The sequence below is a fragment of the Pseudomonas alkylphenolica genome (assembly GCF_016009175.1).
GTDB lineage: Bacteria > Pseudomonadota > Gammaproteobacteria > Pseudomonadales > Pseudomonadaceae > Aquipseudomonas > Aquipseudomonas alkylphenolica_B.
The window spans coordinates 81937-106364 of record NZ_JADUCM010000008.1; the positions used below are offsets into that span (position 1 = coordinate 81937).

Annotated in this window: 16 protein-coding genes and 2 tRNA genes; 5 read left to right on the plus strand and 13 right to left on the minus strand. The window is 59.9% G+C overall.

Going from position 1 to position 24428, the window contains the following annotated elements; translation table 11 throughout:
* Positions 1-4 precede the first annotated feature (4 nt).
* The 3 genes from uvrC (at position 5) to I5S59_RS10135 (ending at position 2559) form a co-directional block, all read left to right on the plus strand.
* The gene (uvrC, locus tag I5S59_RS10125) at positions 5-1828 is read left to right on the plus strand and encodes an excinuclease ABC subunit UvrC (RefSeq protein ID WP_128325610.1); all 1824 of its coding nucleotides are present in this window, start codon (positions 5-7) and stop codon (positions 1826-1828) included.
* Between the two features lie 32 nt (positions 1829-1860).
* On the plus strand, positions 1861-2421 hold the full coding sequence (gene pgsA / locus I5S59_RS10130; RefSeq protein WP_128325609.1) for a CDP-diacylglycerol--glycerol-3-phosphate 3-phosphatidyltransferase: 561 nt from the start codon (positions 1861-1863) through the stop codon (positions 2419-2421).
* Positions 2422-2483: 62 nt separating this feature from the next.
* Positions 2484-2559, plus strand: a tRNA-Gly gene (locus tag I5S59_RS10135).
* A 183-nt stretch (positions 2560-2742) separates the two neighbouring features.
* Here the strand turns inward: I5S59_RS10135 and I5S59_RS10140 are convergent.
* The 3 genes from I5S59_RS10140 to I5S59_RS10150 form a co-directional block, all read right to left on the minus strand.
* On the minus strand, positions 2743-7185 hold the full coding sequence (locus I5S59_RS10140) for an NEL-type E3 ubiquitin ligase domain-containing protein (RefSeq protein WP_197876469.1): 4443 nt from the start codon (positions 7183-7185) through the stop codon (positions 2743-2745).
* A gap of 344 nt (positions 7186-7529) precedes the next feature.
* Positions 7530-7724, minus strand: a complete 195-nt coding sequence (locus I5S59_RS10145; protein ID WP_197876470.1) for a hypothetical protein — start codon at positions 7722-7724, stop codon at positions 7530-7532.
* 423 nt (positions 7725-8147) lie between these two features.
* Positions 8148-10553: a methyl-accepting chemotaxis protein gene (locus I5S59_RS10150; protein ID WP_420066450.1), complete on the minus strand. Its 2406-nt coding sequence runs from the start codon at positions 10551-10553 to the stop codon at positions 8148-8150.
* Positions 10554-10622: 69 nt separating this feature from the next.
* On the opposite strand from I5S59_RS10150, the gene I5S59_RS10155 reads away from it, so the two are divergent.
* Positions 10623-10698 (plus strand) — tRNA-Phe (locus I5S59_RS10155).
* A gap of 325 nt (positions 10699-11023) precedes the next feature.
* Positions 11024-11542 (plus strand): Hcp family type VI secretion system effector, encoded by a 519-nt coding sequence (locus tag I5S59_RS10160; protein ID WP_197876472.1) that lies wholly within the window; start codon positions 11024-11026, stop codon positions 11540-11542.
* Positions 11543-11674: 132 nt separating this feature from the next.
* On the opposite strand, the gene I5S59_RS10165 is transcribed toward I5S59_RS10160, so the two are convergent.
* The 10 genes from I5S59_RS10165 to I5S59_RS10210 all read right to left on the minus strand — a co-directional run bounded on the left by I5S59_RS10165 (position 11675) and on the right by I5S59_RS10210 (position 24382).
* Positions 11675-12070: a hypothetical protein gene (locus I5S59_RS10165; RefSeq protein WP_197876473.1), complete on the minus strand. Its 396-nt coding sequence runs from the start codon at positions 12068-12070 to the stop codon at positions 11675-11677.
* The gene (locus I5S59_RS10170) at positions 12067-13557 is read right to left on the minus strand and encodes a hypothetical protein (RefSeq protein ID WP_197876474.1); all 1491 of its coding nucleotides are present in this window, start codon (positions 13555-13557) and stop codon (positions 12067-12069) included. Before I5S59_RS10170 ends, I5S59_RS10165 begins: the two co-directional genes overlap by 4 nt.
* A gap of 56 nt (positions 13558-13613) precedes the next feature.
* Complete coding sequence (locus I5S59_RS10175) at positions 13614-14579, minus strand: serine/threonine-protein kinase (RefSeq protein ID WP_197876475.1); 966 nt, start codon at positions 14577-14579, stop codon at positions 13614-13616.
* Positions 14576-15298 carry a PP2C family protein-serine/threonine phosphatase gene (locus tag I5S59_RS10180; RefSeq protein WP_197876476.1) on the minus strand — a complete coding sequence of 241 codons (723 nt, stop codon included), beginning with the start codon at positions 15296-15298 and terminating at the stop codon, positions 14576-14578. The genes I5S59_RS10175 and I5S59_RS10180 overlap by 4 nt, the downstream gene beginning before the upstream one ends.
* On the minus strand, positions 15298-18819 hold the full coding sequence (gene tssM, locus I5S59_RS10185) for a type VI secretion system membrane subunit TssM (protein WP_197876477.1): 3522 nt from the start codon (positions 18817-18819) through the stop codon (positions 15298-15300). Before tssM ends, I5S59_RS10180 begins: the two co-directional genes overlap by 1 nt.
* Before the next feature lie 23 nt (positions 18820-18842).
* Positions 18843-21002 carry a lipase family protein gene (locus I5S59_RS10190; RefSeq protein WP_197876478.1) on the minus strand — a complete coding sequence of 720 codons (2160 nt, stop codon included), beginning with the start codon at positions 21000-21002 and terminating at the stop codon, positions 18843-18845.
* Positions 21003-21008: 6 nt separating this feature from the next.
* Positions 21009-21863, minus strand: a complete 855-nt coding sequence (locus I5S59_RS10195) for a hypothetical protein (protein ID WP_197876479.1) — start codon at positions 21861-21863, stop codon at positions 21009-21011.
* A gap of 6 nt (positions 21864-21869) precedes the next feature.
* Positions 21870-22724, minus strand: a complete 855-nt coding sequence (locus tag I5S59_RS10200) for a hypothetical protein (protein ID WP_197876480.1) — start codon at positions 22722-22724, stop codon at positions 21870-21872.
* 6 nt (positions 22725-22730) lie between these two features.
* Positions 22731-23429, minus strand: a complete 699-nt coding sequence (locus I5S59_RS10205) for a hypothetical protein (RefSeq protein WP_197876481.1) — start codon at positions 23427-23429, stop codon at positions 22731-22733.
* Positions 23430-23524: 95 nt separating this feature from the next.
* Positions 23525-24382: a DUF4123 domain-containing protein gene (locus I5S59_RS10210; protein ID WP_197876482.1), complete on the minus strand. Its 858-nt coding sequence runs from the start codon at positions 24380-24382 to the stop codon at positions 23525-23527.
* Positions 24383-24428: the final 46 nt, after the last annotated feature.

A 24428-nucleotide genomic window follows, 5' to 3' on the forward strand; every position in this document is an offset into this window, starting at 1 on the left:
AATCATGACCCCAGTGTTCGATCCAAGTGCCTTCCTGGCGACCTGTAGCGGTCGCCCAGGCGTCTACCGGATGTTCGACGGTGACGCCCGGCTGCTGTATGTCGGCAAGGCGAAGAACCTGAAGAAGCGCCTGGCCAGCTATTTTCGCAAAACCGGCCTGGCGCCGAAGACGGCTGCCCTGGTGGCGCGCATCGCCCAGGTCGAAACCACGATTACCGCCAACGAAACCGAAGCGCTGCTGCTTGAGCAGACGCTGATCAAGGAATGGCGGCCGCCCTACAACATCCTGCTGCGTGACGACAAGTCTTACCCCTACGTGTTTCTGTCCGATGGCCCGTTCCCGCGGCTGGGGATTCATCGCGGGGCGAAAAAGCAGAAGGGCAAGTACTTCGGGCCTTATCCCAGTGCAGGCGCCATCCGTGAAAGCCTGAGCCTGTTGCAGAAGACTTTTTTTGTCCGCCAGTGCGAAGACAGCTACTACAACAACCGCACCCGGCCATGTCTGCAATACCAGATCAAACGTTGCAAGGCGCCGTGCGTGGGCCTGGTCGAGCCGGAAGAATATGCCGTGGACGTGCGTCACTCGGTGATGTTCCTGGAAGGGCGCAGCCATCAACTGACCAACGAGCTGAACGCCGAGATGGAGCAGGCGGCCCAGGCCCTGGCATTCGAGAAGGCCGCCGAGCTGCGCGACCAGATCGCCTTGCTGCGCCGGGTGCAGGATCAGCAGAGCATGGAAGGCGGTACCGGTGACGTCGACGTTGTCGCCGCGTTCACCAACCCCGGTGGCGCCTGTGTGCACCTGATCAGCGTGCGCGGCGGGCGGGTGCTGGGCAGCAAGAACTTCTTTCCCCAGGTCGGAATCGAGGAGGAGGTGGCCGAAGTCATGGCCGCGTTCCTGTCCCAGTATTACATCGGTAATGCCGAGCGTGATCTGCCGAGCGAACTGATCGTTAACGTCGTGCATGAAGACTTTGCCGCCATTACCGCCGCGATCGAGTCCTTGCGTGGCCGCGAGCTGACCATCAGCCACCGGGTGCGCGGTACGCGTGCGCGCTGGCAGCAACTGGCGGTGACCAACGCCGAGCAGGCGCTGATGGCGCGCCTGGCCAACCGTCAGCACATGGCATCGCGCTTTGAGGCGCTGGCGCAAGTGCTCGACCTCGACGAGCCGCCGCAGCGCCTTGAGTGCTATGACATCAGCCACTCCAGCGGAGAGGCGACGGTGGCGTCCTGCGTGGTGTTCGGCCCCGAAGGCCCGCTGAAGTCGGATTACCGGCGCTTCAACATCGAAGGGGTGACGCCGGGCGACGACTATGCCGCCATGCACCAGGCCCTGACCCGGCGCTTCGGTCGGCTCAAGGACGGCGAGGGCAAGATGCCCGACGTGCTCCTGGTGGACGGTGGCAAGGGCCAGCTGAACATGGCCCGGGATGTCTTGCAGGAACTGGCCATTACCGACCTGATCCTGCTCGGTGTGGCCAAGGGCGTAACGCGCAAGGCAGGCTTCGAAACCCTGTACCTCAACGATGCGGCCCATGAGTTCACCCTCAAGGGCGACTCGCCGGCACTGCACCTGATCCAGCAGATTCGCGACGAGGCGCACCGTTTTGCCATCACCGGTCACCGTGCCCGGCGTGGCAAGGCGCGGCGTACCTCGAGCCTTGAAGATGTGGCCGGGGTAGGGCCTAAGCGTCGGCGCGACCTGCTCAAGCACTTCGGTGGCTTGCAGGAGTTGGGCCGTGCCAGTGTCGAAGAAATTGCAAAAGCACCAGGAATCAGTAAAAAGCTTGCCGAGTCGATTTATGCGACCTTGCATAGCGAGTAGAATGCCCCCTCACTTTGCAGCCAGTTGTGCCGATGAATATTCCAAATCTACTCACAGTTCTTCGCGTCCTGCTCATCCCGATCTTCATTTTGCTGTTCTATGTTCCGTATCACTGGAGCTATGTGGCAGCGAGCAGCGTCTTCGCCATTGCTGCGGCCACCGACTGGCTTGACGGCTACCTGGCCCGTCGACTGCAGCAGAGCACGCCGTTCGGTGCCTTCCTCGACCCGGTGGCCGACAAACTGATGGTCGCGGTGGCCCTGGTACTGCTTGTGCAGGTGCACGCCAACTTCTGGCTGACCCTGCCGGCGGCGGTGATCATCGGGCGCGAGATCGTGGTGTCGGCATTGCGTGAGTGGATGGCCGAGCTGGGGGCACGGGCGCATGTAGCCGTTTCGAACCTGGGCAAATGGAAAACCGCTGCGCAAATGCTCGCGCTGGTGATCCTGCTGGCCAACCCGCCGGCGCTTACCTTCTGGGTCATCCTCGGCTACGCCTTGCTGATGATTTCTGCCGGCCTGACCCTGTGGTCGATGGTGCAGTACCTGCGCGCCGCCTGGCCGCACCTGCGCGAAGGCTCGGAACAAAAATAAAGCTTTTTTGAATCAAGGGCTTGACGGCGCTTTATGAATCTATAGAATGGCCGTCACCAAATGCGGGAATAGCTCAGTTGGTAGAGCACGACCTTGCCAAGGTCGGGGTCGCGAGTTCGAGTCTCGTTTCCCGCTCCAGATATCGATCTACAGAGTTCCATGGGAGTCTGCAGATCATTGAAAATAGACGCTTCGGCGTCTTTTTTTGTTTCAGTCAGATCCATCAGGATCCATCGGTATCCGGACGAACACGGTAGTGCGCTACAAACCCGACTGGGCTTGCAACCGCTGCTGACGGGTGGACGCAAGGGTGAGCTGCGGTCAGCTATCGGTCAACGTTATGGTGTGTGCCCGGCCCATGGCCTCACGGGTCAGTTGCAACATCACTTCGTGTTCCCGTTGCTGGGCGTGGATATGCAACAGCGCGATCTCACCCTCCATGTTGCCCAGCTCCATCAGCCTTTCCAGCTCATCATGGATATCCTGCGGCACCTTGAGGCGCTTGGAGAACTGTGCGCTGAGGTAATCCTGCCAGAAGCTCTGCCGCGAGAGGAATTGCGCCAGACTGTCGCGCGACTGCGCAGCGATCACGATACGTTCGGCGTTAAGCAGGTCATGCGGTTTGAGGCTGGGAATGCCGGAATACAGCATGTCATCCTGCTGCAACGGCAAATCCAGCCGGCCACGCAGTGCGATCCGGTACGCCAGCGCGAACTCGATCGACTCGCTGTTCGCCCCGGCCCTCACGGCGTGTTCCGCCGCCACCTGGTCAAGCACATGCAGGCGCCACAGCTGCCCGCCCAGGTGCAACAACGCCCGCTCGGGATGCTGCGCCAGTTCACCGTGGCGTGCACGCCAGAGCAGCACGCGCAATTCCAGATCGGTGAAGCGAACGGTGGCGTTATCCTGACAATCGGTCACCGCCGCGTTCTCGAACAGCTCACGCTTGAGCACATCATCACGGACCACGAGCTCGAACATGTCCAGCAAACGTGCGGCAAAGTTCCTGGCCAGGGGGAACGACTTGAAGTTGCCCGACGAGGTTAACGCCGACAGGGTGTCGAACAGGTCTTTCGCGCCCTGCTCGCCTTCCAGTTGCGTCCACAAGGCGGCCAGGTCGTCGCGCCTGCCAGCGGGCGCAACATCCAGCCAACGCAGGCGATACGGTACGCGGCTTTCCTCCAGCCAATGCCATACGCTGATCGCTTCAGCCCCGGTCTCGAACAAGTTGCCCGCCAGGTTGACCCGCCCCACCCGCCACAGCCCCCCTTGATGAAAGCCTTCGGGCAGTTCGTAGAGGTAGTTGTCACGCAGGTCAAGGGTGTGCAGCTCCGGGCTGTCCATCACCCCGTATGGGAAGGTGTCGAGCCTTGCGCCCTGCAGGTAAAGGGCATTGAGGCTGGGCATGCCGAAGATCGAAAAGCTTCTGCCCAGCGGGTTGTTCGCCAGATTGAGATAGACCAGCGAACTGCAACTGGCCAGCACCAGTGTCTGGCTTTCATCCAGTGCGATCTGGTTACTCGAAAGGTCGAGCACTTGCAGTTGCCGGGTCAGTGCCTGAGGCAGGGGCAAGCGCTGCAGCCGGCAATGGGTGACCTCCAGGCTGCGCAGGTTGGGGAAGGCCCGGAGAAAGTCGTCAGGTATCGTTTCCAGGCGCATGGCCCGGAATATGATGACGGAGACATGGGGGAAACTGACTGATTCGGGCAGGTTTGGCAGGTGCTGCACACGCCCGCCGATGTGGCTGAAGATGTACTGCACCCGTTCCGCCACTTCATTGCCCAGCTCCGGAATCAGCCAGCGCCAGCAGTCGATCAGGCACTTACGCAATTCGCGCCGGGCGAGCAGTTCGATCGAAGGGAAAGCGCCGCGCACCCACTGGTTCAAATGGCTGCGCAGCTCGCCGAACTGCTGCTCCAGGGCTTGCAGGTGCGTCACTGCGTCCTCCCGTTCGAGCCAGCGGCCGATTTGCTCATCGCTGAATGCCGGGTAGAGATCACGCAGCCTTGCCTGCAAGGCCCTCGGGCTGCGCGCGCCGAGGGTCGCCCAGAACCTGCCGCCGCTCAATGGGTAACCGATGCGGCCATCGGCGAAGCGCTGCGGGGCGAGGAACGAGCGGTTGGGCCGGTTCAGGCCCAGCCAGCCCGCGATCGTGTCACGCAAGCTGCTGGCCTCTGCTGACAAGTGTGGGCGCAGGGCCGCAGCAAAGGGTTCGCCCAGGCCTGTGCGTGCACGCTGTTCGGGGGTATAGGCCTCGGCCACCGTGTCAAACAGCTCGCCCACCTCGGCCAGGGGCCCATCGCCTGGTTTGCGCAGGCTGAAGGCGCCTTGCCGGTGGGTGAGTTCGAAGACCCCGGCACTGCCCTCGGTGGTCAGCAAAGGCTGGCTGGCATCGCCGTCGAACAACCTCCAGCCCGGCCCCGTGGCCGCCCCAGGCAAACGTGCGAGCAGCTGCAGCACGACCCGCGCCAGGTCCAGATTCTGCGGCGTATCGAACGCCAGCGCCTCATACACCCTTGCAACGCGAATTCCCGCCACCTGTGCCCTGGCGCTCTGGGCCATGAACAACGGTACCTGTTGCGTCTTGAGCAGGGCTTCGCGTTCGTCCTCGCCGGCCATGCGCAGCACTTCGTCTGCCGCCAGCCGGTGCAGGCTGCTGAAGCCCCTGCGCAATATCAGGCTCGCTTCAGTGTCGGGCAGCTGTTCATCGTAAAGCCGTTGCAGCAGAGCGCGGCGCTGGCTCCAGACCACATCGGCCAACGCCTGGCCGTCCTTCCCGGCCGCGCCCGCCAAGCCCCTGGCGCGGGTCAGCAGCGCCGTGTCGGTAATGGTCTGGCCACTGCGCAATTGCCGCCCCAGGCTCTGGATGCGACTGGCCAGCAAGAGGCGAATGACCGAGTCGGTGACGCCCGCTTCGGCACGCCGGCCATACACGTGCCAGGCCCGTAGCTGGTCGGCCTCCAGGCCGTGGATGGCCATGACCTGGTCGATCTGCGGGTCATCGAGTTCACTGTAGGGCCTGCCCAGGCGGCGAAACATCAGGTGCATGTCGCGCCACTGTGCAGGGTGCTCGTGCCACAGTCGCCACGCCCCTGCACCGTTGTCTCGCAACTGTGGCCCATACCCCTGATAAGTATTCAGTTGCCAGGTCTCATCGACACGGGATTGACGAACCCGATACCACACGCCTTGCATCTCGACCCAACATCGCTCGCCTTGGCGATAGATGCCCTGCTCGTCCATTACCGCGGTGCTGGGCGGGCCTTCGCTGCGGTAGGGCTGCAGGTCGCCTTTCCACAGCTTTTCATTGCCGTCCTCCAACCGCGCAGTGATCAAGTAATCGACCTGGCTCCAGGCGCGGCGGGCCGCGGTGACCGTGGCGGCAGTCGCGCCGAGGATGGCCAGGCCCTTGCCGACGTTGAGCAAATGCTCGAGGGCCGCATCGCGCTCATCGGCGCGCCAGTCGGCGATCCCCTGATACGTTTCCTCCAGCAGCTCGTAGGCCATCACCGCCGCCAGTACCGCGCCGATCGCCGGCACGTACAACCCGGCCACCACCAGCAGTGTCCAGCCCTCGGCGCGCAAGCGCTTGTCGTGTTCTTCCTGGGCTTGGCGGTCGAGCTGGGCCACGGGCGGAGCGATCACCGCGGCATCGTCCTTGATCTGTGCGATCCAGTCGGCGGCCAGCTGGTCGAACAGCGCCGACGGGTAGGCGGTGGTCTGTTCATCGAGGCTGCGGGTAGCCCAGTCAGCCACATTATCGAGGCGCTCACCCACGCCAGTGAACAGCCGCTGGCTGTCACGCCGGCGCACGAAGCGGCTGAAGAAGCGCCGGTAGGCCGGATCGCGCAGGCGCTTCCCGAGCACCCGGCGCGCGTAGTCGTCGAGGTCGTCACGGGCGCTCCAGGCGCCCTGTGAGTCGCCCGGTACATAGACCAGTACGCGCTTGGAGGTGCTGTACAGCACTCCGACATCGATCACATCCAGCACCACGATGCGCTGCAAGGCGCAGCCGAACAGCTTGAGTTGCCTGGCGTGCACCGGGGCCCCGTTGAGCCAGCCCAGGCGCTTGTCGCGGCAAAGCTGCGTTACCAGCTCCAGCTCATCCGCACTCAGCTCGCCTTGCGCCCTGGCTTTCACGGCATCGGCGAGCATGCCGTAGCGCTGGAACTGCGCCAGCAGCGGCTGGATGCCATGCTCGCTGCGGTCTTCCAGAAGCACTGCTTCCAGGTGCCGCCGATACTGCTGTCCCAGATTGAGGTCACGGCACAGCACCGCGAAGTCCCGTGCAGACAGGCCTGCCTGGGCAACGCCCTGGCCATCCACCACTGCGTTGCGCCTGGGCTGCTCGCTGCGTTCCTGTTCGGTGAAGTTGTACAGTGCGGCTTCCAGCAGGGGCAGTTCGTAGTAGTCGCTGTCCTTCACGGGCAAGCGCCCGGCCACGTAGCTGACAGTTGGGGAGATGTAGTTGTACCAACGGCGAAAATAGAGTGCATCGGCCTCAAGGCCACCGTGGCGATCGAGCGCCTGTTGCAACAGCGGCCTGGCAAAGTCGTCGAGACGCTTGACCTGCGCAAACGCGACACGCAGCTTCTCACTGGTTTGCATGAGCTCGCGCAGTGCTTCGCTGAGCACGGTGAATTCGCTTTCGTCGAGCGAGGTTATCCAGCTCGGCAGGCGATTGGCAATCAATTGGTCCTGATACGCTTGCGCAACGGCGAGGGTGTCGGCTTCAGACGAAGGCTGAGGGGTGATGTCCTGCATGGTTACCTCCAGGAGTGCGGGTCGGCAGGAGGCTAGGCAATACAGGGCAACGTCGGAGGCTAAGTATCTAGCACCTGTTCAGAACAGCAAAAACTGGCGATCGGTGAGGCGGCTGAAGTCATCGCTTCCTTGAACGCTCGCGGTGGCTGTTTGACGAGTATGTGCAGAAGATGGCAATGACCGCGAAGCTGATTACGGTTGCGATTTAATACGCTTGGCGAAAAGGCCCGTAAGCTTCACGGGCGCTCGTGAGCGGAGCCGCGCTTTGGGGGGCGGCCAGGTGCAGTCGTTCCAATTGATGCCCAGCATGCCATGCTTGAATCGGGTGCTTAGGCTTCCCGATTTCAGAGACGGCTTTGCTTTGAGGTCTCACGAATGGCCGTGCACATGTACCGCAGTGCAACGCGGTCCTGTTCATGCAGGGTACGAAAGTCTCTGAGCAGGCCGGCTTCCTCTTCCGTCAGCCGGCGCGGGATGAGCTTTTGCGTGAAGTACATCAGGACACAGAAGACCCGCACCCAATCAAATTGACGTGCCATGTGTTCACCGTGCTTGCGAGGACCGTTTCAACGGTTGCTGCTCTTTGTCCTTGCACAGGCGCGATGACCCAGCAAGGAAGTGGCATTGATCGGAGTGTAGGAAGGGGCCGGTCATCTGCCAGAAGTACGGCCATTGATTTTTTGTACTGCCGAAACTTGCTTGATAGAAGGGGTAGGTGAGTAGCAGCGTAGGGATGATCTGCTGGCGCTTTAGGTCCAGGGAAAGTCCACTAGGCCCTCCCACAACGCCACAGCCATCGACGTGTGCGACACCTTGGACCATCTGAATTTTCGGGCATTCTGGATGGGGGTGTAAACCTTGTTCAGGATGGGACAAGGCACTGAACAAAGACGCTTAGGCGTCTTTTTTTCGTTTCGGCGAAATCTGTCGGGGCCCGCAACCGGCCACGCATTTCAGGTCCATCAAACCGCCGTCTCACACCTGCGGTTTCGACTGACTTCAAACTGTCCCACCAGTTTTTGCAGCTTGTTGGCGTTGACCTTCACCGTCTCAGTACTGCTCTGCAGTACGACCACGGTCTGGCGCATCTCGGTGGAGGACTGGTCTACCTGTTTGATCGTCCTGCCATAGTCGAGGCTGTGCGCGTGCAATTGCTGGATGATGGTGAACATGCTTTCCACGGCGTGATGCAGTTGTACATTTTCCGCCGAGGAGTCTTCGGCCAGACGCAGGTTGTCATCGACGTCCTTGACGCCTTCTTCCATGAGGCTGACGGCGCCTTGGGTTTCCCGCTGCAGGCCGTCGACCATCTGCCGAATGTCTTCGGCCGCCCGGGCGGTTCGTGCGGCAAGGCTGCGGACTTCATCGGCCACGACCGCAAAGCCTCGCCCGTGCTCGCCTGCGCGCGCGGCCTCGATGGCCGCGTTGAGTGCCAGCAGGTTGGTCTGGCTGGTGATCTCGCTGATCAGCCCGGTGATCTTGCCGATCTGCGTCATCCTGCTGTCGAGTAACTGCACGCTCGACGACGAACGCGCGACCACATTGCGTATGGACTGGGTGCCTTGCTGAACGGCGACAAACTGTTCGCGGGCACGCAACACGACTTCATCCATCGCTTGCTTCATCTGCTCGGCGCTGACCGAGGCTTGCTGGATCTCGCCCAGTTGCTGCTCAACGACGATCATCAAGTGGTGCACCGCTTCAATGACTTCGCTGGAGATGCTACTGGCCTGCTGACTGCGCCCCAGCATCATCTGATTGGTGCTGCCGACGGTTTGGCTGGCTTTCACCACTTGCCCGACCACCGAGTCCAGGCGGTCGATGAAGCTGTTGATCCAGCGCCCCATGTCACCCGTTTCGTCGTTGGCCATGGTCGCCGTGTCCAGTCGCTGGCGCAGGTTGCCTTCGCCCTCGGCAATGGTTCGTACCACGTCGGTCATGCTGTCCAGCCTGGCGGCGAGGCGTTTGGGCCCCAGTACGCTGAACAACAGGGTCGCGCCAAGCATACTCAACGCCTGCACGGTCTCAGTCACCCCTTGGGACAAGTCGGCGAAGTGCTGGACCAGCCAGTTACCGCCAAACACCGCGACCATGATGGCGACGTAGGGCTTCATCAGCCCGTAGCTGAGCGAGCGTCGGCGGTAGACCTCCTCAAGGTCTGCTTCACACATCATGCCCCAGCGGTCAGGTGAGCCTGGCAACTGAAAGGTGACCCCTTTGCCGACCACCGGGATATGCCGGTAGTCCGAATAGCCAGGGTAGGTCACGAACAGGTTGGCGCCCTGATTGATGGTTTCGCGCACACCCGGATGAAGCTGCTGCGTGGCCGGATCGGTAAAACGCAGCTCCAGTTCCGTGTGCCGCTTGATCTGCACGGTGGCCCAGGGTGTGCGTATACCGCCTTTGAGGTTGTCGCCGTGAGTGAAGGTATCGTCTTCGAAACGTGAACGTGACAGGGCGGTACCGGCCTTGATGGCAGGGTCAAAGCGTGACTGCACCATGAACAGGTAGTTATCGCCCGACTCGGTAAAAATGTGCCCGGCTTCGCGCTGGATAAGGTCGCCCAGCACATCGTTGGGCACGCGTCCGCACAGGCAGCCGAGAACCTTGCCGGCGAATTTTATCGGCTGGTAGAACATCAACGTCACTTCATCGTGAAAGCGCGAGGACGAGGGTCCGATTTTCAACGTCAATGGATCACTGTAGGGGCCATGGAGAAACGGTGCCTTCAACCCCTCCTGCAGCGCCGCCGTTTGCTCGATCCGGTGGTTGGTGCGCGGGTTCCAGGTCGAGACAATCACAGCGCCGGTGGTGTCAACGACAAACAGTTCTGAAAAGTCCTCTGCCTGCTTGAGCGTGTCGAGCAGTGCTGTGTTGTCGAGAAGGGCAACGTTGCCCGCAAGGCTTTCGGCCAGTTCCGCCAGATGCTCCCACTGTTCACGGCTCCAGTTTTGCAGCAAGCGCGCACGGGTCTGAGCGATGGCTTCAAAGGTTTGTTCGATCACCGGGTAAGCCGAGCGGTTGAGCCAGCACGACCAGCCCATCGTCACTTTTCCGGTTTTGCCAAACCAGGGTAACCAGCGCTTCTCACGCGCAGACAATGGCATGTAATTACTTGAAAGCGACATCCGATCACCTAATTTGCGACATGCATGTGGCAAATTGACAGCAAAATGCACGCCAACTAGTTCGCTAGCTAACGAATAGGGTTGTAAGGTATGTGTGCTCGGCATGGCAGTGAGACTGCACAGCTGCGAGGGGGGCAGCGATTGCACCAGCCTGATGCATTGGTTGCGCCGCGTGCCTTTTAAGGGTGTAGTCAGTGGTGTGTGCAGGCCAAATGGTACGGCCCAAGCAAGCGTAAGCATTGGAATTCGTTAAGTTTATTTTCAATCAGGCTTGACGCGTCGAGCCAAAAAACGTTTAATTCCGGCGCGGCCCAGATAGCTCAGTCGGTAGAGCAGGGGATTGAAAATCCCCGTGTCGGCGGTTCGATTCCGTCTCTGGGCACCATTATTTGAAAACCCCTGAAGTTTAGACTTCAGGGGTTTTCTGCTTTTGGGGCTCCGGTAAATGAATCCTGTAAGTGATCAACGCAGGTCGCTGGTACAGGGGGAGGAGGTTGGACGGGGTCATGCCTGAGATCTGGTTGAAGTGCGCAATACAAGGCAAATACCTGTGAAGTGTTTTTCACAAGGCATGAGTTGATAGTGGCAAGTGCTACGGCTCAATGAAATGTAATGCATTGATATATCAGAAAAAATTCAAGCAGGCACGCATTTTGTAGCACCTGGTTGCCGACTGCTTCGGTCGAAGTTTAGCAATCTAGGAGATAATGATGCCAACACCTGCGTACATGATATTGGAAGGAAGTAAACAAGGCCTGATCACCACGGGTACTTTTACCGGCGAGTCTGTGGGCAACATTTATCAGGTAGGCCATGAGAACCAGATCCTGGTTCAGGCGTTCGAACATCAGGTTATCATTCCGCGCGACCCCCAATCCGGGCAGCCCACGGGGCAACGCGTGCACAAACCGTTGATGATTACCAAGGTATTCGACAAGGCGTCACCCTTGATCTTCAACGCACTGACCTCTGGTGAGCGATTGGAAAAATGCCATCTGGCTTGGTATAGAACTTCGGTCAAGGGGGTTCAAGAGCACTATTTCTCGATTGAGCTCGAAGATGCAATCATTGTTGATGTGAGATCACGTATGCCGAACTGCCAGGATCCGGCGATGTCGCATTTCACCCATCTTGAAGATGTCTACTTCACTTACCGGAAAATCATGTGGACCCATGAGATCTGTGGCACTACGGGGTCAGACGACTGGCGCAGTCCGGTGGTTGCGTAAATGCCAGTTAGGGGAATGTCCTCGTGTGCCGGGCCAACGCCTTGAAAAACACGAGAGTTGAGTTTTGGCGCACTCTTTGTCTGCCCGACCAAGGGTGCGCCACTAACTTTTTGTGAGGAAGCTAGTCTGTAGTTATAGAGGAATTAGGCTTCCATCCAGTAACGCTATTCCGTCTTCAAACTCAATGATATTGGTGGCGTAGTGTTTACCGTGCTCATCAACCAGGTGCCACTCCCTTGGAGTAGGAAGTGTATTCTCGTTGGGCTCGAAAATTACCTTGCTGTCAAGTGCTTTGGCCAACTGCTCAGCGAGTACGGCTTCGTCCGGAACGGGTGCATCGTCTTTCCAGTACAGACTGGCTGCGCAGCGAAATCCGATATCGTATGTTTGGTGGGATAAAAAGAACCTGGACGTTGGCTGGGGGTAGTCAATTGACGCGACGCCGTCAGGCAAATAATCGTTCAATGCCTGTATGATGAATTGCTCGTCTATTGTTTTTTCGAAGAAGTAATCTATGCAGTGGCTCATTTAACTCCCTCCGAACTCATAAGTTCAAGAAGTTTTGATGTTCGGATATTTTGCTCTTTGGTTATTATGTCTCTTTTTGTTATTTCTTCAAGAAATTTTCTCGCCGATGCCATGCCTTTCTTCTTGGCTGTTATGAGCACATTGTACTCTGTTGATGTGATGTTGATGACCCCGGGGCCGCTGATAGGATGGATCGATGCTTCGTGCGTTCCATATGCCCGCCCTGAAGAAGTAATGAACGTTTCGCCTTTCCGAATGGCCTCCCCATGGCTATGAATCTCCTTGAGGTCTTTTGCTACGATTTCGGCAGGGACGGTGTACATTGTATTTCCGGTTTTCTTCGGGATCGTCACTTTGTGGGGGAAGTGACGTTGGCTGATGCGCAGATGTGACCAGTCACGAATGATCAGCGGGGTAACATTGCCAGGTATTATTGCTTTGGGCTTGCGTATTCGTATGGTTCTGACAATACTGCCGGTTATTCCTTTGGTACGGCTTGCCGACTTGATAGTCGCACGTTTGATAAAGTTGGCGACGTTCAGCAAGGCCGTCCCCAGCGGCCTTAACAGTTTTAAAAGGCCTGCGGAAGTAGCCGCACGAGCGGCCAGGCCCACACCACCGGTAAATACGATTAGTAAGGCACTCAGCACTATTTCAAATATGACGGCGCCACCGAATGCCGCCAGTTCTTCTTTGTTTTGAACGCTTACATATGTTACGGCAAATGCTTCAAGTAGTTGTTTGCTGGGCTGGTCGCCATAAATGAAGCATGCCGTTTCGTAGGCTTGCACCAGCGACTCGCGCGTTATCGCTTCAGGGTCGAAACCCAGCACTTCAATCAACTCGCGTTTTTGTTCCTCTGAATAGTTCTGCAGAAACGAGGCGCCCCAAGACTGACCTTCGGAGCTCTTGGCATTCCAAGCAGATGTCAAGGCATTCGAAAACTGGGTGAGCGGATTGGCGAGATCGGCAATATTCTTCAGGCTTACAATCAGTCCCCATGCACCCAGAAAAAAGCCTTTGCCTACGGCCAGGTTGAGATGGAGGGTATTACTGAAGTCGCTTCTGCCCTCTTGAACTTTTGCCAGCGCTGCGGCTTCGGCCTTTTCAAACTCAATAATGTCGTCGAGCGCTTTTTTCAGTGTTTGCCGGGCTTCGCTAAGCTTTTTTTGCTCATCCAGGTTTTCAAGTAGTTGAGCGGTGTATTCACCAGGCGGCGCTGGACAGAATAATTTTCCGTTATCGAGCGTTCCATAAATTCTGGTCTCGCCACCGAAGTGGAGGTGGCAGGGAATGTTGGAAGCCACGTGCTCGCCGTTGTCCCACTCGAAAACCAGTCCGATTTCTTTCGTCGGCGCGGGCCCTGGAGTGCTCTCGTCAAGCGCACAATCAGGTATGTGGACGGGGCGTGCGAGTGCACTGCGTATGTTGGAGAAGGTCGGTTGACATCTCCCGGAGGGCGAATAGCGCTTGTTGTCATAGTTCATGAGCATTGCATCCATGTCACTGATGTTCGAATCCTTGCTTGCGTACTTCACTCCGGTTAGGGCGGGGCGCGCCAAGGACGCAGCCACCCTGGCCAAGGTCGACGCCTATAGTCTCGAAATGCCACCAGCAGTTCTTGGGCAGTAATGCGCCGGCTTGCGGGGTTGATCTTCAGCGCCTGCTGCAGTGCACGCCAACGGTGCCTGGAGAGGTTGGGTGGACAGCGCAAGACGCGCTCTAGGCGCTGTGCCTGCGCCTGTTTGGCGGTGCAGTGGTGGTACGGGTGATGCCCGCTGGCGAGCTCATAAATCAGGCAGGCGAGTGCATAGACGTCCGCAGCGGCGGTCGGTGGGTTGCCCTCTAGCAGTTCCAAAGCGGCGTAACCCGGGGTCCAGGCGATTATGCGGTGCCGCTGTAGCCGGGGCAGGCCGCTGGAGGTCGCGTGGCTTGACTCGCCAAGACCGAAGTCGAACAAACGAAGCCCATCTGCGCCCAGCATCAGGTTGCCGGGCTTCAGGTCACCATGCACCAGCGCACAGGCATGAATATGGGCAACGGCATCCAGCGCTGACAGGGTAATGGATTGAAATGCCTCCTCATCCAAGCCCTGAGGATGGTCATTGATCAACTGATCGAGTGGCGTGCCCTGAAGCCTTTCCATGCTGATGAAGGCACGCTGCGATTGACGGTCGACCTCGAAATGGTAGAACCGAACGATATGCGGGTGATGCAGGCGTTGGGTGAGGGCGAACTCACCGAAGAGCAATGCGTTGGCGTCAGGGTATTGCGCATAGTGATCGTTCATCACCTTGATCGCTACGTAGGGCATCGGGTCGCCAAAGCGCGCGCGAACGGCATCGTGAGCGCTGTAAACGGTGCCCATGCCGCCGATACCGAGCAGCCGCTCCAGTCTGTAGCGGTCGTTGAGTAATTCCGGAAGCGGCTCAACGGGGCTGGCCGCTGATGGATCGGTGGATGCAGGCCGGGCAGCAAAGGCCATGTACGTAGGGTTGGCGTGTTTCATAGGCGGATGACTACAGCAGTCAGGTTGTCGCGCGCCGGCCCACGCAGCGCACAGGTGAACAGACGCTCCAGCGCTGCCTGGGGAGAGCTCAGCCCCAGCGACTGGCTGAGCGCTTCCCGGCTCAGGCTTTGGTACAGCCCATCGCTGCAGAGCAGCAGGACATCGCCTGGCCGGGTTTGAAGTTCCAGTACATCCAGTGACAACTGCGCCTGCGCCCCCACGGCGCGCGTCAGGGCATGCGCCAAAGGGTGCAGGGCGGCGTCCTGCAGGCTCATCTGTTGTTCGGCGATCAAGTGTTCCAACAGGGAATGGTCCCGTGATAACTGGTACAGCCGGTGCCCACGCCATAGGTAACAGCGGCTATCGCCTGCCCAGACGCAGGCGAGCCGGTGCTCTTCCAGCAGTAGCGCCACTACGGTGCTGCCAATGGTCGGATCGTGCCGTTGCGCGGTGATGGTGAACGCTCGGCTCAGGCGCCTGTTGATTCCGTGCAAGCAGCGGCGCAAGCGCCCCAGGCGTTGCGAGAACTCACCCTCTGCCGGTAGCGCCCACAGGCTGTCGACTATCAGTCGGCTGGCCAGGTCGCCGCCCTGATGCCCGCCCATGCCGTCGGCGACTGCCCAGAGCCCGCGTTCCGGGCAGTCGAGGAAGGCATCTTCGTTACGCCGTCGCACTTTGCCAGGATCGGTGCGGCCAGCACTGTGCCGATGAGTTGCCATTACAACGCTGCCGGCAGACGGAAGTTACGAACTGCCGTCAAATCGAATGGATTGGGCGAGCGTTGACTCAGAAGCAGATAGTTTGTGCGTAAACCGCCGATATCCGCCTTGAGCATTAATACGTCGCGTCCGCGGTGAGGTTCCTTTTCCATCAGATCAAACAGGCGAAACAACGACCACTGCCCGGTGTTTTTCTGGATGCCCGTGCGTCGGCCGCCGAGTTCTTCGACAATCAGGCTGGCAAGGCCTTCATCGGCCGCAGCTGGCCACTGGAAGGTGGCCGGTACGATTGGGCCATGACGGTATTCAAGTTGTTGATCGCCGAGGCGGAAGTCCGCGCGGCTGAGGCTGGCGTCGAGCGAATAAGGCTCCAGGCTGAACCTGATCAAGGGCTCCGCCGCCTGGTCGGCAAAGAAGCCACGACGGATCTGCTGGACGTTGCCCATCTGCTGCAACACCCCATGTGACATGGGGAGGCTGCGTCCTTCGACAGTGCGCAAGCGGTACCGGGTGCCATCGAAGCTGACGAAGGGTTTCAAGTACGTTTCAAAGAAGTTGTCAGCCGTACCCTGAACCTTGAAAAACGCCTGGAAATCGGCAAGGGCGACGTCGCTCGTGCTGTGGGCATAGAAGGGGTAACGCCGGTCTAGCGCCGTGGTGTAGACGCTGTAAAGCTCACCTTGATAGCGCTGGTTCAAGTAGTCGTAGGCATCGCTCAGGACGAGTTGCCAGCTGTCGTCGCTGAGGGATCGCAGCCAGACCATGACAGGTGCCGGTAAGCGCGCGGCGGCCGTGCGTACATTGTCCAGCGCACTGCGTTTACCGTTGAGGCGCGCCTTGGCCAGTTCGAAAGCCGCATGGTCGGGCTGGCTGCCCTGACCAAGGCCAAGCAGTTGCTGATGCAAATCGGCCAGCGCTACCAGCGTGGGGCCCAGTTCCGAACTGGCGCCGTTGTGCTCGTCGAGCAAGCGGTGTAGGGGCTCGAAGCGCTGCTGCATGGCTGATCTGGCTGTCGCCAGGCGTTTGTTTGCCACGCTGGCCTTTGCTTTCTCGGCGACAGCCTGGATCACCGCGTCAGGGTTGCCGGGTGTTTTGTCTGGCGGCCCGGCGTGTTCGCCCCGCTCGGCACCAGGTTCACCCAGGGTCGGGAAGCGCGTGTTGTCACGTACCTGCGTCAGCAATAGAAGCAAGGGCGAGTTGGCAGCTGCCAGGGCACCGGCATAATCGGCACTTTGAGACAGGCTATCGAGTGGCTGCAATGCCACCTTGGCCAAGGCCTGATTCCACTGCTCGGCGTAGTCACGGAAGTACAGTTGCTCCAGCTCGACCATCAGCTCCCGTAGCTGGATCGGGTTAAGGTTGCGGGTGTCGCCCATGACCCAGTTGTCACGCAGCAGCTCGGTTATCAGGCTGGCACTGCGGGCAAGAAAGAACTGCTGGTAGCCTTGCTGTGTGTAGAAACCAGGAATGACCGCGTGTGTCCCGCTGAACATCGAACCTTGTGCCCCCAGATGCTGGTCCAGTCGGTACTGCGGTAGGCTCCTGGATTGTTCGCGAAGCGCTCGGTAGGCCAGGCCGGCCAAAGGAACGCTCTGCAAGGCCTGACGGGCTTGTTTCACCAGGGGCTCATCGAGCGGGTAGCTGAAGGGCTGTTCCAGCAAGCGCGAGAGGTGCTGGTTCAAACTGTGCTGTGCTGAGGCGTTACCGGCGTAGCGCCGATGCCAGTCGGTTGCCAGCCAGTCCTTGAGCGCATCTGCATCACGGTGCTCAGGGAGCCCGAGCATCAGGTAGGCACGCAGGGTGTTCAGCAACACTTCACGGTTGTTCAGGCTGGCGAGGATTTGCGCTTCCAGCTGTTGCGCAATGCTTGGAAGCAGTTGTTCAGCCAGTTCGTGCTGGTAGCGTTGGCGCAGTACGGCTGTGGTGGGCTCCCCCTGGTACAGGCCATTGCGCTCATGCAGTGCAAGGGCGGATTTCGGGGGGAACACCTGGCTGGCACTGTAGCTGGTGTCGAGCGCTGGCAGGATCGCCAAGGCATCGTGTCCAGGCGTAGCGGATGCCTTCTGTTGGCTGAATGCCAGACCTAAGGTCTGCAGCTGATCGAAGCGTTGATGGTTTTGTACAAATCCACTGGACCAGATCAGACCGAACAGCGCGAGGCAGCCAAGTGCTCCCGCGTACAGCGCGCGTTGGCCCCAGTACAAACGGCGCGACTCACGCGTATCGAGGTCAGCCAGACCGCCTTCGGGAAAGACCACGCGACTGAGCAGGTGATGAATGAAGCGGGGCGCACCTTGCCTGGCGCGCAGCGCATGCGCAGACGTTGCAGCGGGCGTTGGCGCGTCCTCTTCGGGGGCGCCGGGTGGCAATCCGTTCACCCAATGCGGCGCACTGGTCAGGTATACGCCCCGCAATCGGCTGTCCGGTTCATAACGGTTGCCGGCACAGGCGGTTTCCACCAGCAATGCGAGGTTGCTGCCGATCAACCCGAGGCGGTGGGGAAAGTCGAGTATCCGGCCTCTGCGCTCGATACTGCGTTCGTGTTGCAAGCGCATGACCACCTGACTGTTCAAGCGTCGCAGCACGTCTTCAAAGGCATCGTGCAGGACTGCAGGATCGGTGCCGCGTTCGCCCTCCTTGAAGCTGACCCCCAGCACTTGCCGGCTTTCCTCATGCGACAACTGGCTGAAGAACGCCTCGAAACCGGGTACGGCATCGGCCTTGGTCAGCACCAGATAGACCGGTAACCGGCTATGCAGATGCTGGTGGATTTCCAGCAAGCGCTTGCGCACTTGCTCCGCCAGGTACCTCAGGGGTTCAGGGTTGCCATCCAGCAACAGCTCGATCGGCAGGCTGATCATCACGCCGTCAAGCGGGCGATTGCGTCGCCGCCGGCGCAGCAGCTTCAGCAGGGTGCGCCAGCCTTGAGCGTCGCCTGGCGCTCGCTGCTCAAGGTAACGACCACAAGTGTCGAGCACCACGCCTTCTTCGGCAAAGTACCAGTCGCAGTGCTCCGTGGAGGGCGGTGGGCCGCTGGATTGGCCGTCAACGGGGTTCAGCGGAAATTTGATGCCGGCGTGATCCAGCAGACTGGTCTTGCCGCTACCCTCAGGACCGATCAACAGATACCAGGGCAGCTCCTTGCGCCACCGGTTACCGTGATTTTTGTAGAGGCTGGAGCGCTGCAGCGTCAGCACTGCGTCGTTGAAACGACTGCGCAGCGCCGCTTGCGCTTTGCTGTCCGTGTGCGGACGAGGGCCGGGCGGCTCTCCTTCGGTTACGGGGTCGGCGGCCGTTACTGCCCTGCGTCGCTCGGACACAAGCAGCATCAGGCTCCAGCAAAGGAGCAGGATGCAAATGCTCAGCAGCCGCGAGCTGACAGTTTCCCAGAAGCGGTGCTCGTCTATGGCCAGCAAAGGGCCAATGAACCAGATGATCACCGCAAGGACCAGAACCAGCAGCAGGCTCCACAGCCAGCGTTGACGCAGTACGCGGATCGCGGTACCGAAAGCGTTCTTCATTCAATCAATCTCTTTTAGGTGGTTCAGGCGTACTGTTGCCCGGCGCGGGTTGCAGGCACTTTCGCCAACCTGGCAGCAGCCTGATTGGTCTCCAGCGCGAGCCAGTCGTGAAGCAACTGGCGTAGCGCCACGGTATCGGGGAGGTCGCCGAAGACGTCTTGCCAGGCGAGCGTGCGTTGCCCTTGGGCTTTCAGGCGTTTTTGCGTGCGGTTGAGGGCTTTGCGCTGTTCCGTTCGCACTGCGTCCAGCCGCGTCCGGTCGTCATGGAACAGGGTGCGCAGTTGCAACTCGGTCAAGCGCTCCAGGCGCGGATGGGCGCGGCGTCTGAGGTTGTGACGGAACTGTGCATAGCTAAGTTCGACAGGGCGCTCCACCTCGACCTGGATGTCTTCGATCTGCAGGCCCAGTTGCTCGCGCTCCTTGGTGGTAAACAACGCGCCCTGATGCTGGGCAACACTGTTGTACCAGCGCAGCAGTGTTGCCAGCGATGCGTTGGCGTAGCCGGGGTCGTTGAAATGCTCGGCCATCGAGAGCAGCTGTTTGACCATGCTGTCACGCTCGGGCATATCGCCCTTGAGCTCGATCTCGCTGGCGAACCTGGCGCAGGTCAGCTCTTCGACGGCGGCGCAACCGGGTTGCCACAGCACCGAGGAGGCCGGGCTCAGACCGGCCTTGCGTGGCATGAAATGCCGTTGCTCGCCATGGTGCTGATAGGGATTGCCACGCAGGTTTATCAGGCCCGCCAGCAGCAACACGGCAGCAAACACCGGGTTGCCGATTGCAGCGATCAACAAGGTGCTGCCTGGCACCGCCATTTTCCATTCAGCGTCCATCCAGGGAGCCGGCACGCTCGGGATCGGGTCGTTGTGATTGACCAGGCGATGATGGACGATGGCTTGGGCAGCCTGGATGAATGTGCTGTCGCCGGTGCGAGGGGCGCCATAAGTGTAGAGCTGCAGGTCGTCGGAGTACTCGCGGTTTAACCATTCCGCAAGCAGTAATGCGATGGCACCGCCCAGGCTGTGGCCGCACACTAGGATGGTTTGACTGCCGGTATAGAAAGCGTCCATGTAGGCTTCTACAAACCGTCTGGCGGCCAGGAATGCATCGTGGAACCCGCGATGGATCTTCCCTTTTCCATCGACGTGCGGCACTTGTCGGGCATCCATGTCGCGGACGAAGTCGGCCAGCTCCTGACTGCCGCGCACCGAGATCAGCACGTACCGGTCGTTGTGGGTTATGAACGCCTGGGTTTCCGTGTCCTGGTGGTGAAGAAAGTGCACGTGTTCGGGATGGTCCCATTGTTCCCTGGCTTCCTTTGCATAGCGTTGCGGGTCATACGGCACGATCTCCAGGCGTTTGGAGTAGGGCACCTCTTCACAGAGCAGGTGGAACGGGCCGCTTTCCTTGAACTGCGTCGGACGGACCAGGTGACCGAGTTGGCTGTGGAGTACGTTGGCGATGCAACCGGGGGTTGTGTAGGGGGGCGGTGTGGGGGCTTCATCGGCAGCGCGGGCCTTGTGGAACGGGGCATAGCTGAGCACCGCCATCATCGACAGGTGGTAGGCATTGAGGGCACAGAATGCCTTGTCGCCGGAGAACATCGGGCTTAGCGCACGCAGGGCCTTGACCTCGAGCACATGGTGCTTGCTGACCATCAAGGCGATGCCGGCGCAGGTGTTGGCGTGGGTGCAGGCCTCCTTGAGATACGGCCAGGGGCGCGCCGTCAGGGTGGTGTCGGGCTCCGGCAGGTGGGCGGCTTCATCGGGCCTGGCGAAGTCGCGGACTTCGACCTGGAGAAAGACCGCCTTCTCCTGTTCGGCACGTTGGCGGGCGAGGTAGGTGCGGCCATTGTCGCGGGGGCCGGTGGGGGATTGTTCGGCGGCGACCTGAAGGGCGGTTAGTGGGAGTTTGAAATGCTTTCGGATCTGGAGTTCGTCATACCAGGGATCTACCGCACCTTGATATGGCATAGAGAGATCCAGGATTAATGGGCCGCAGTAGAAGTTCTTCAAGTAGCCGAAACCCTCGCTATCCAGGGTCCCCGAGTAGGACATGCCCATACGGTCATGCAGGACGTAGTTGAGGCCGGCATATGGTGTAGCTTCGCCATGTTCGTCTACCAGGCGAAAGCTGCACCAGTACCCGCGCTTGGGGCAGGTTTCCTTGAATTCAAATGTCATCCGTGATTACTCCGTGCAGCCGGGGTAGACCGTGCAGGTCTGACCGTTCATTTGAAAGGTTTTGAAGATCGGAGGCTTCTGGCAACGTTGCCACCCACCTTCTCTAGGGAGGCAAGGTTTCCAGCCATTTGGAAACTTGATCCATGTATCGTCGCGGTAGGGCTCTTCCTCCGGATTAACCTCAATCGCCAACGTCACCGTCTTGCCGGGCAGTTGGTCGTATTGCAGGTAGGCGCCGGCGCCTTTGCAGGTCAGCAATTTGCTGATTTCGCCCAGACGGGCTCTGGCCTTGCTTTGCTGAAACAGCCACTCACATCGCCCGGTGATCGGCAGCACGCCGCGGCTGTCGAAGCCTGGCGCGTTGGCGGGCAAGGTTCTGGTAATGACCAACCCACCGCGGGCATAGGTCTCCTGCCAGCGTTGCGGGCCGTAGCGACCATCGACTTCGAGGTCGACGGCGGTCAGTTGCATCGTGCACAGGCCCACCGCGTAAGTCAGCGGCAGGTTGAGCGCAAAGGCATGGGCAGTGGCCTGGATCGGCACGATATGGGTGGTGCCGTAGCTGCGCGCGCCCCATTCGCCGCGGATGTTCTGGCGCTGGCAGGTGCGGCGCTGTGGCTCGACAGGGTGATAGGACGGTGTGACACGCAAGCCGAACTGGGCGGGTAACTCGCCGGCGAAGGTAAAGCTGTCCCCGCCATTGCGCCCGGTCGCCGAGAGCGCACTTTCCTTGACGGTCATGGCGATCCAGCTGCAGCCCGACACCCCGGCCATTACCATGCCGATGGCTGCAAGGCGCAGGCGCCGGGTGCTGCCTTTGAGAGAGCGACCGAGGTGAGTTTGGTTGGGTGCGAACGTCATCCGTGATTACTCCGTGCAGCCGGGATAGACCGTGCAGGTCTGGCCGTTCATTTGGAAGGTTTGGAATGTGGGCGGGTTTCTACACCAGCGCCAACCACTACTTTCTTGCGCACAGGGTTTCCACCCGTTCGGGAATTTGATCCAGGTTTCATCGTGCGAGGGCTCTTCCTCCGGATTAACCTCAATCGCCAACGTCACCGTCTTGCCGGGCAGTTGGTCGTATTGCAGAGAAGTTCCGGTCGCAGAGCATTGAAGGAGCTTCTCAAGTTCGCCGAACCTGGACCTGGCCTCGCTCTGTTTGAATAACCATCTGCATTCGGCGGTAAATGAAAGCGTGCTCTGATCGTTGAACCCTGGTACACCTTCAGGCAGTGCTTCAGTTACCCTGAAATGGCCAGGAGCAGACGTCCGCTGCCATGCCTGATCACCATGAGCGGCATGGATTACCAGGTCGATTTTGGTCAGTCGCAGAGTGCAAAGCCCTACCGTATAGGTCAGCGGCAATGCGACTGCGAATGAGTGTGCAGTGTCCTGGATCGGTACGGCATGGGTGGTGCCGTAGCTGCGCGCGTTCCACTCGCCGCGGACGTTCTGGCGCTGACAGGTACTACGCTGTGGGTCGATCGGGTAGTAGAAAGGGTTTACGTCCAGCCCGAAGTGCGCCGGTATTTTCCCGGCAAAGGTGAAGTTGTCCCCGCCGTTGCGCCCGGTCGCCGAGAGCGCGCTTTCCTTGCCGGCCATGGCGATCCAGCTGCAGCCCGACACCCCGGCCATTACCATGCCGATGGCTGCAAGGCGCAGGCGCCGGGTGCTGCCTCTGAGAGAGCGACCGAGGTGAGTTTGGTTGGGTGCGAACGTCATCCGTGATTACTCCGTGCAGCCGGGATAGACCGTGCAGGTCTGACCGTTCATTTGAAAGGTTTTGAAGGCAGGAGGTTGTTGGCAACGATCAGATTTTTCGGTGCCAAGGCAAGGCTTCCAGCCCGCGTCTGATTTGATCCATCGGTTGCGCATAGAAGGCCGTTCCTCCGGATTAACCTCAATCGCCAACGTCACCGTCTTGCCGGGCAGTTGGTCGTATTGCAAGTTGGCGCCGGCGCCTTTGCAGGTCAGCAACTTGGAGAGTTCTAGGCGTAATTTGCTTTCCTGGAACAACCAGGTGCACTGCGCATCAACCCGCCGGACACCGTGGGTGTCGAAACCGTCTTCACCTTCGGGCGCACGGTGGAGGATGTAGAAATTGGCGTCGGCATAGGTTTTTTGCCAGGGCTGGTCGCCGTAGCGTCCGTCAATGTCCATCTTGATTTTGCCCAGGCGAAGTTCGCAGGCACCGACGTAGTAGCTCAGCGCAATGCTGCGTTGGGTCGACGTTGCCCTGGTATTGATCGGAATATCGAAGCGCTTGCCCAGGTAGCGTGCTTTCGGTTTGTTGCTGTAGAGGTCGGTGACCTGGCAGTTGAGCCGGTTTTCGTCGACCGGGCTGTACCACGCCGTGACGCTGAGGCCGAACGCTGCGGGCAGGTTTCCTGTCAACGTAAAACTCTGCGCGCCGGGACGTTCGGTCAACGACAGCGCGCCTTCCCGGGTGGCACCGCCTACCCAGCCGCAGGCACTCAGGCTCAACGCAACAAGGCTCAGGCACGCCGTGCTCCGGATGATCCTCATTCCCTTGCTCCTGTTTTTGCCTGCGCCACTTCCCGCGTCACGCGCACGAAATGCGACTCTGGCGTCTCGGTTGCCCGCGGCTCCCATGCGACATGGCTCATGAGGTCGGCACAGAGCTGGTGCTCGAGCAGGAAGTGCAGTTGGTCCTGAGTGAGCCAGCGCCAGGTTTGTGCCTTGTCCAACTGGGCCTTGAGCCAGGGCATCAATGGCTCACGGGGCAGCAACTGTTGGGTAGCCTGCGGATGGTTCGCCCAGAGCCAGTTTTCAAGATGCGCCTGGTGCGCTGCAGCGTTCAGCGATTCGGGTGCTAAGAGGCTCAACCAAGGGGTTTCGAAGGGTTCTGGATAGCTGCCGGGTTGCGGGTTGTTCATCACCCGCCACTGTTCGCCATCCCAGCACAGCGCACTGCACAGAGGCCCCAGCAGCAAAGGGATCTGTTCTTGTTTCAGCGCTTGCAGGTGGCGAGCAATAACGCGGTTGTCGTGAAAACGGTAGAAGGATCGTTGATCGTCGTTAAGAACGATCATGCGCGCGCGCCAATGGGCAACGACTTCTTGCATGTCCAGACGGCTTGCACTGGCGACCCAGCCCCATTGTTGTTGGGGCGTTTGCAGCAGCATGGACAAGGCGGGCATTGCGCTGGCGTCGATGCGCACCAGCCACGGCCCGAGGTCGGCGAGACTGTGGAAGTCGGTGCCCTGGTACAGTTTTACGTAATCATGTATTGGCGCCTGGGCGAATAACGTTGGCAGCGGGTTCGGCTCTGCCATCGGGTTGGCGATGAGTATCAGCTGGCGCTGCCGACTCAATTGTTCGTTCAGCCACTGGCCGGCCAAGCGGTGGTTCTTGCTCATACGAAGAGACTCCTTGTACGTTCGAAGTCGAGCGTGCATGCCTCGT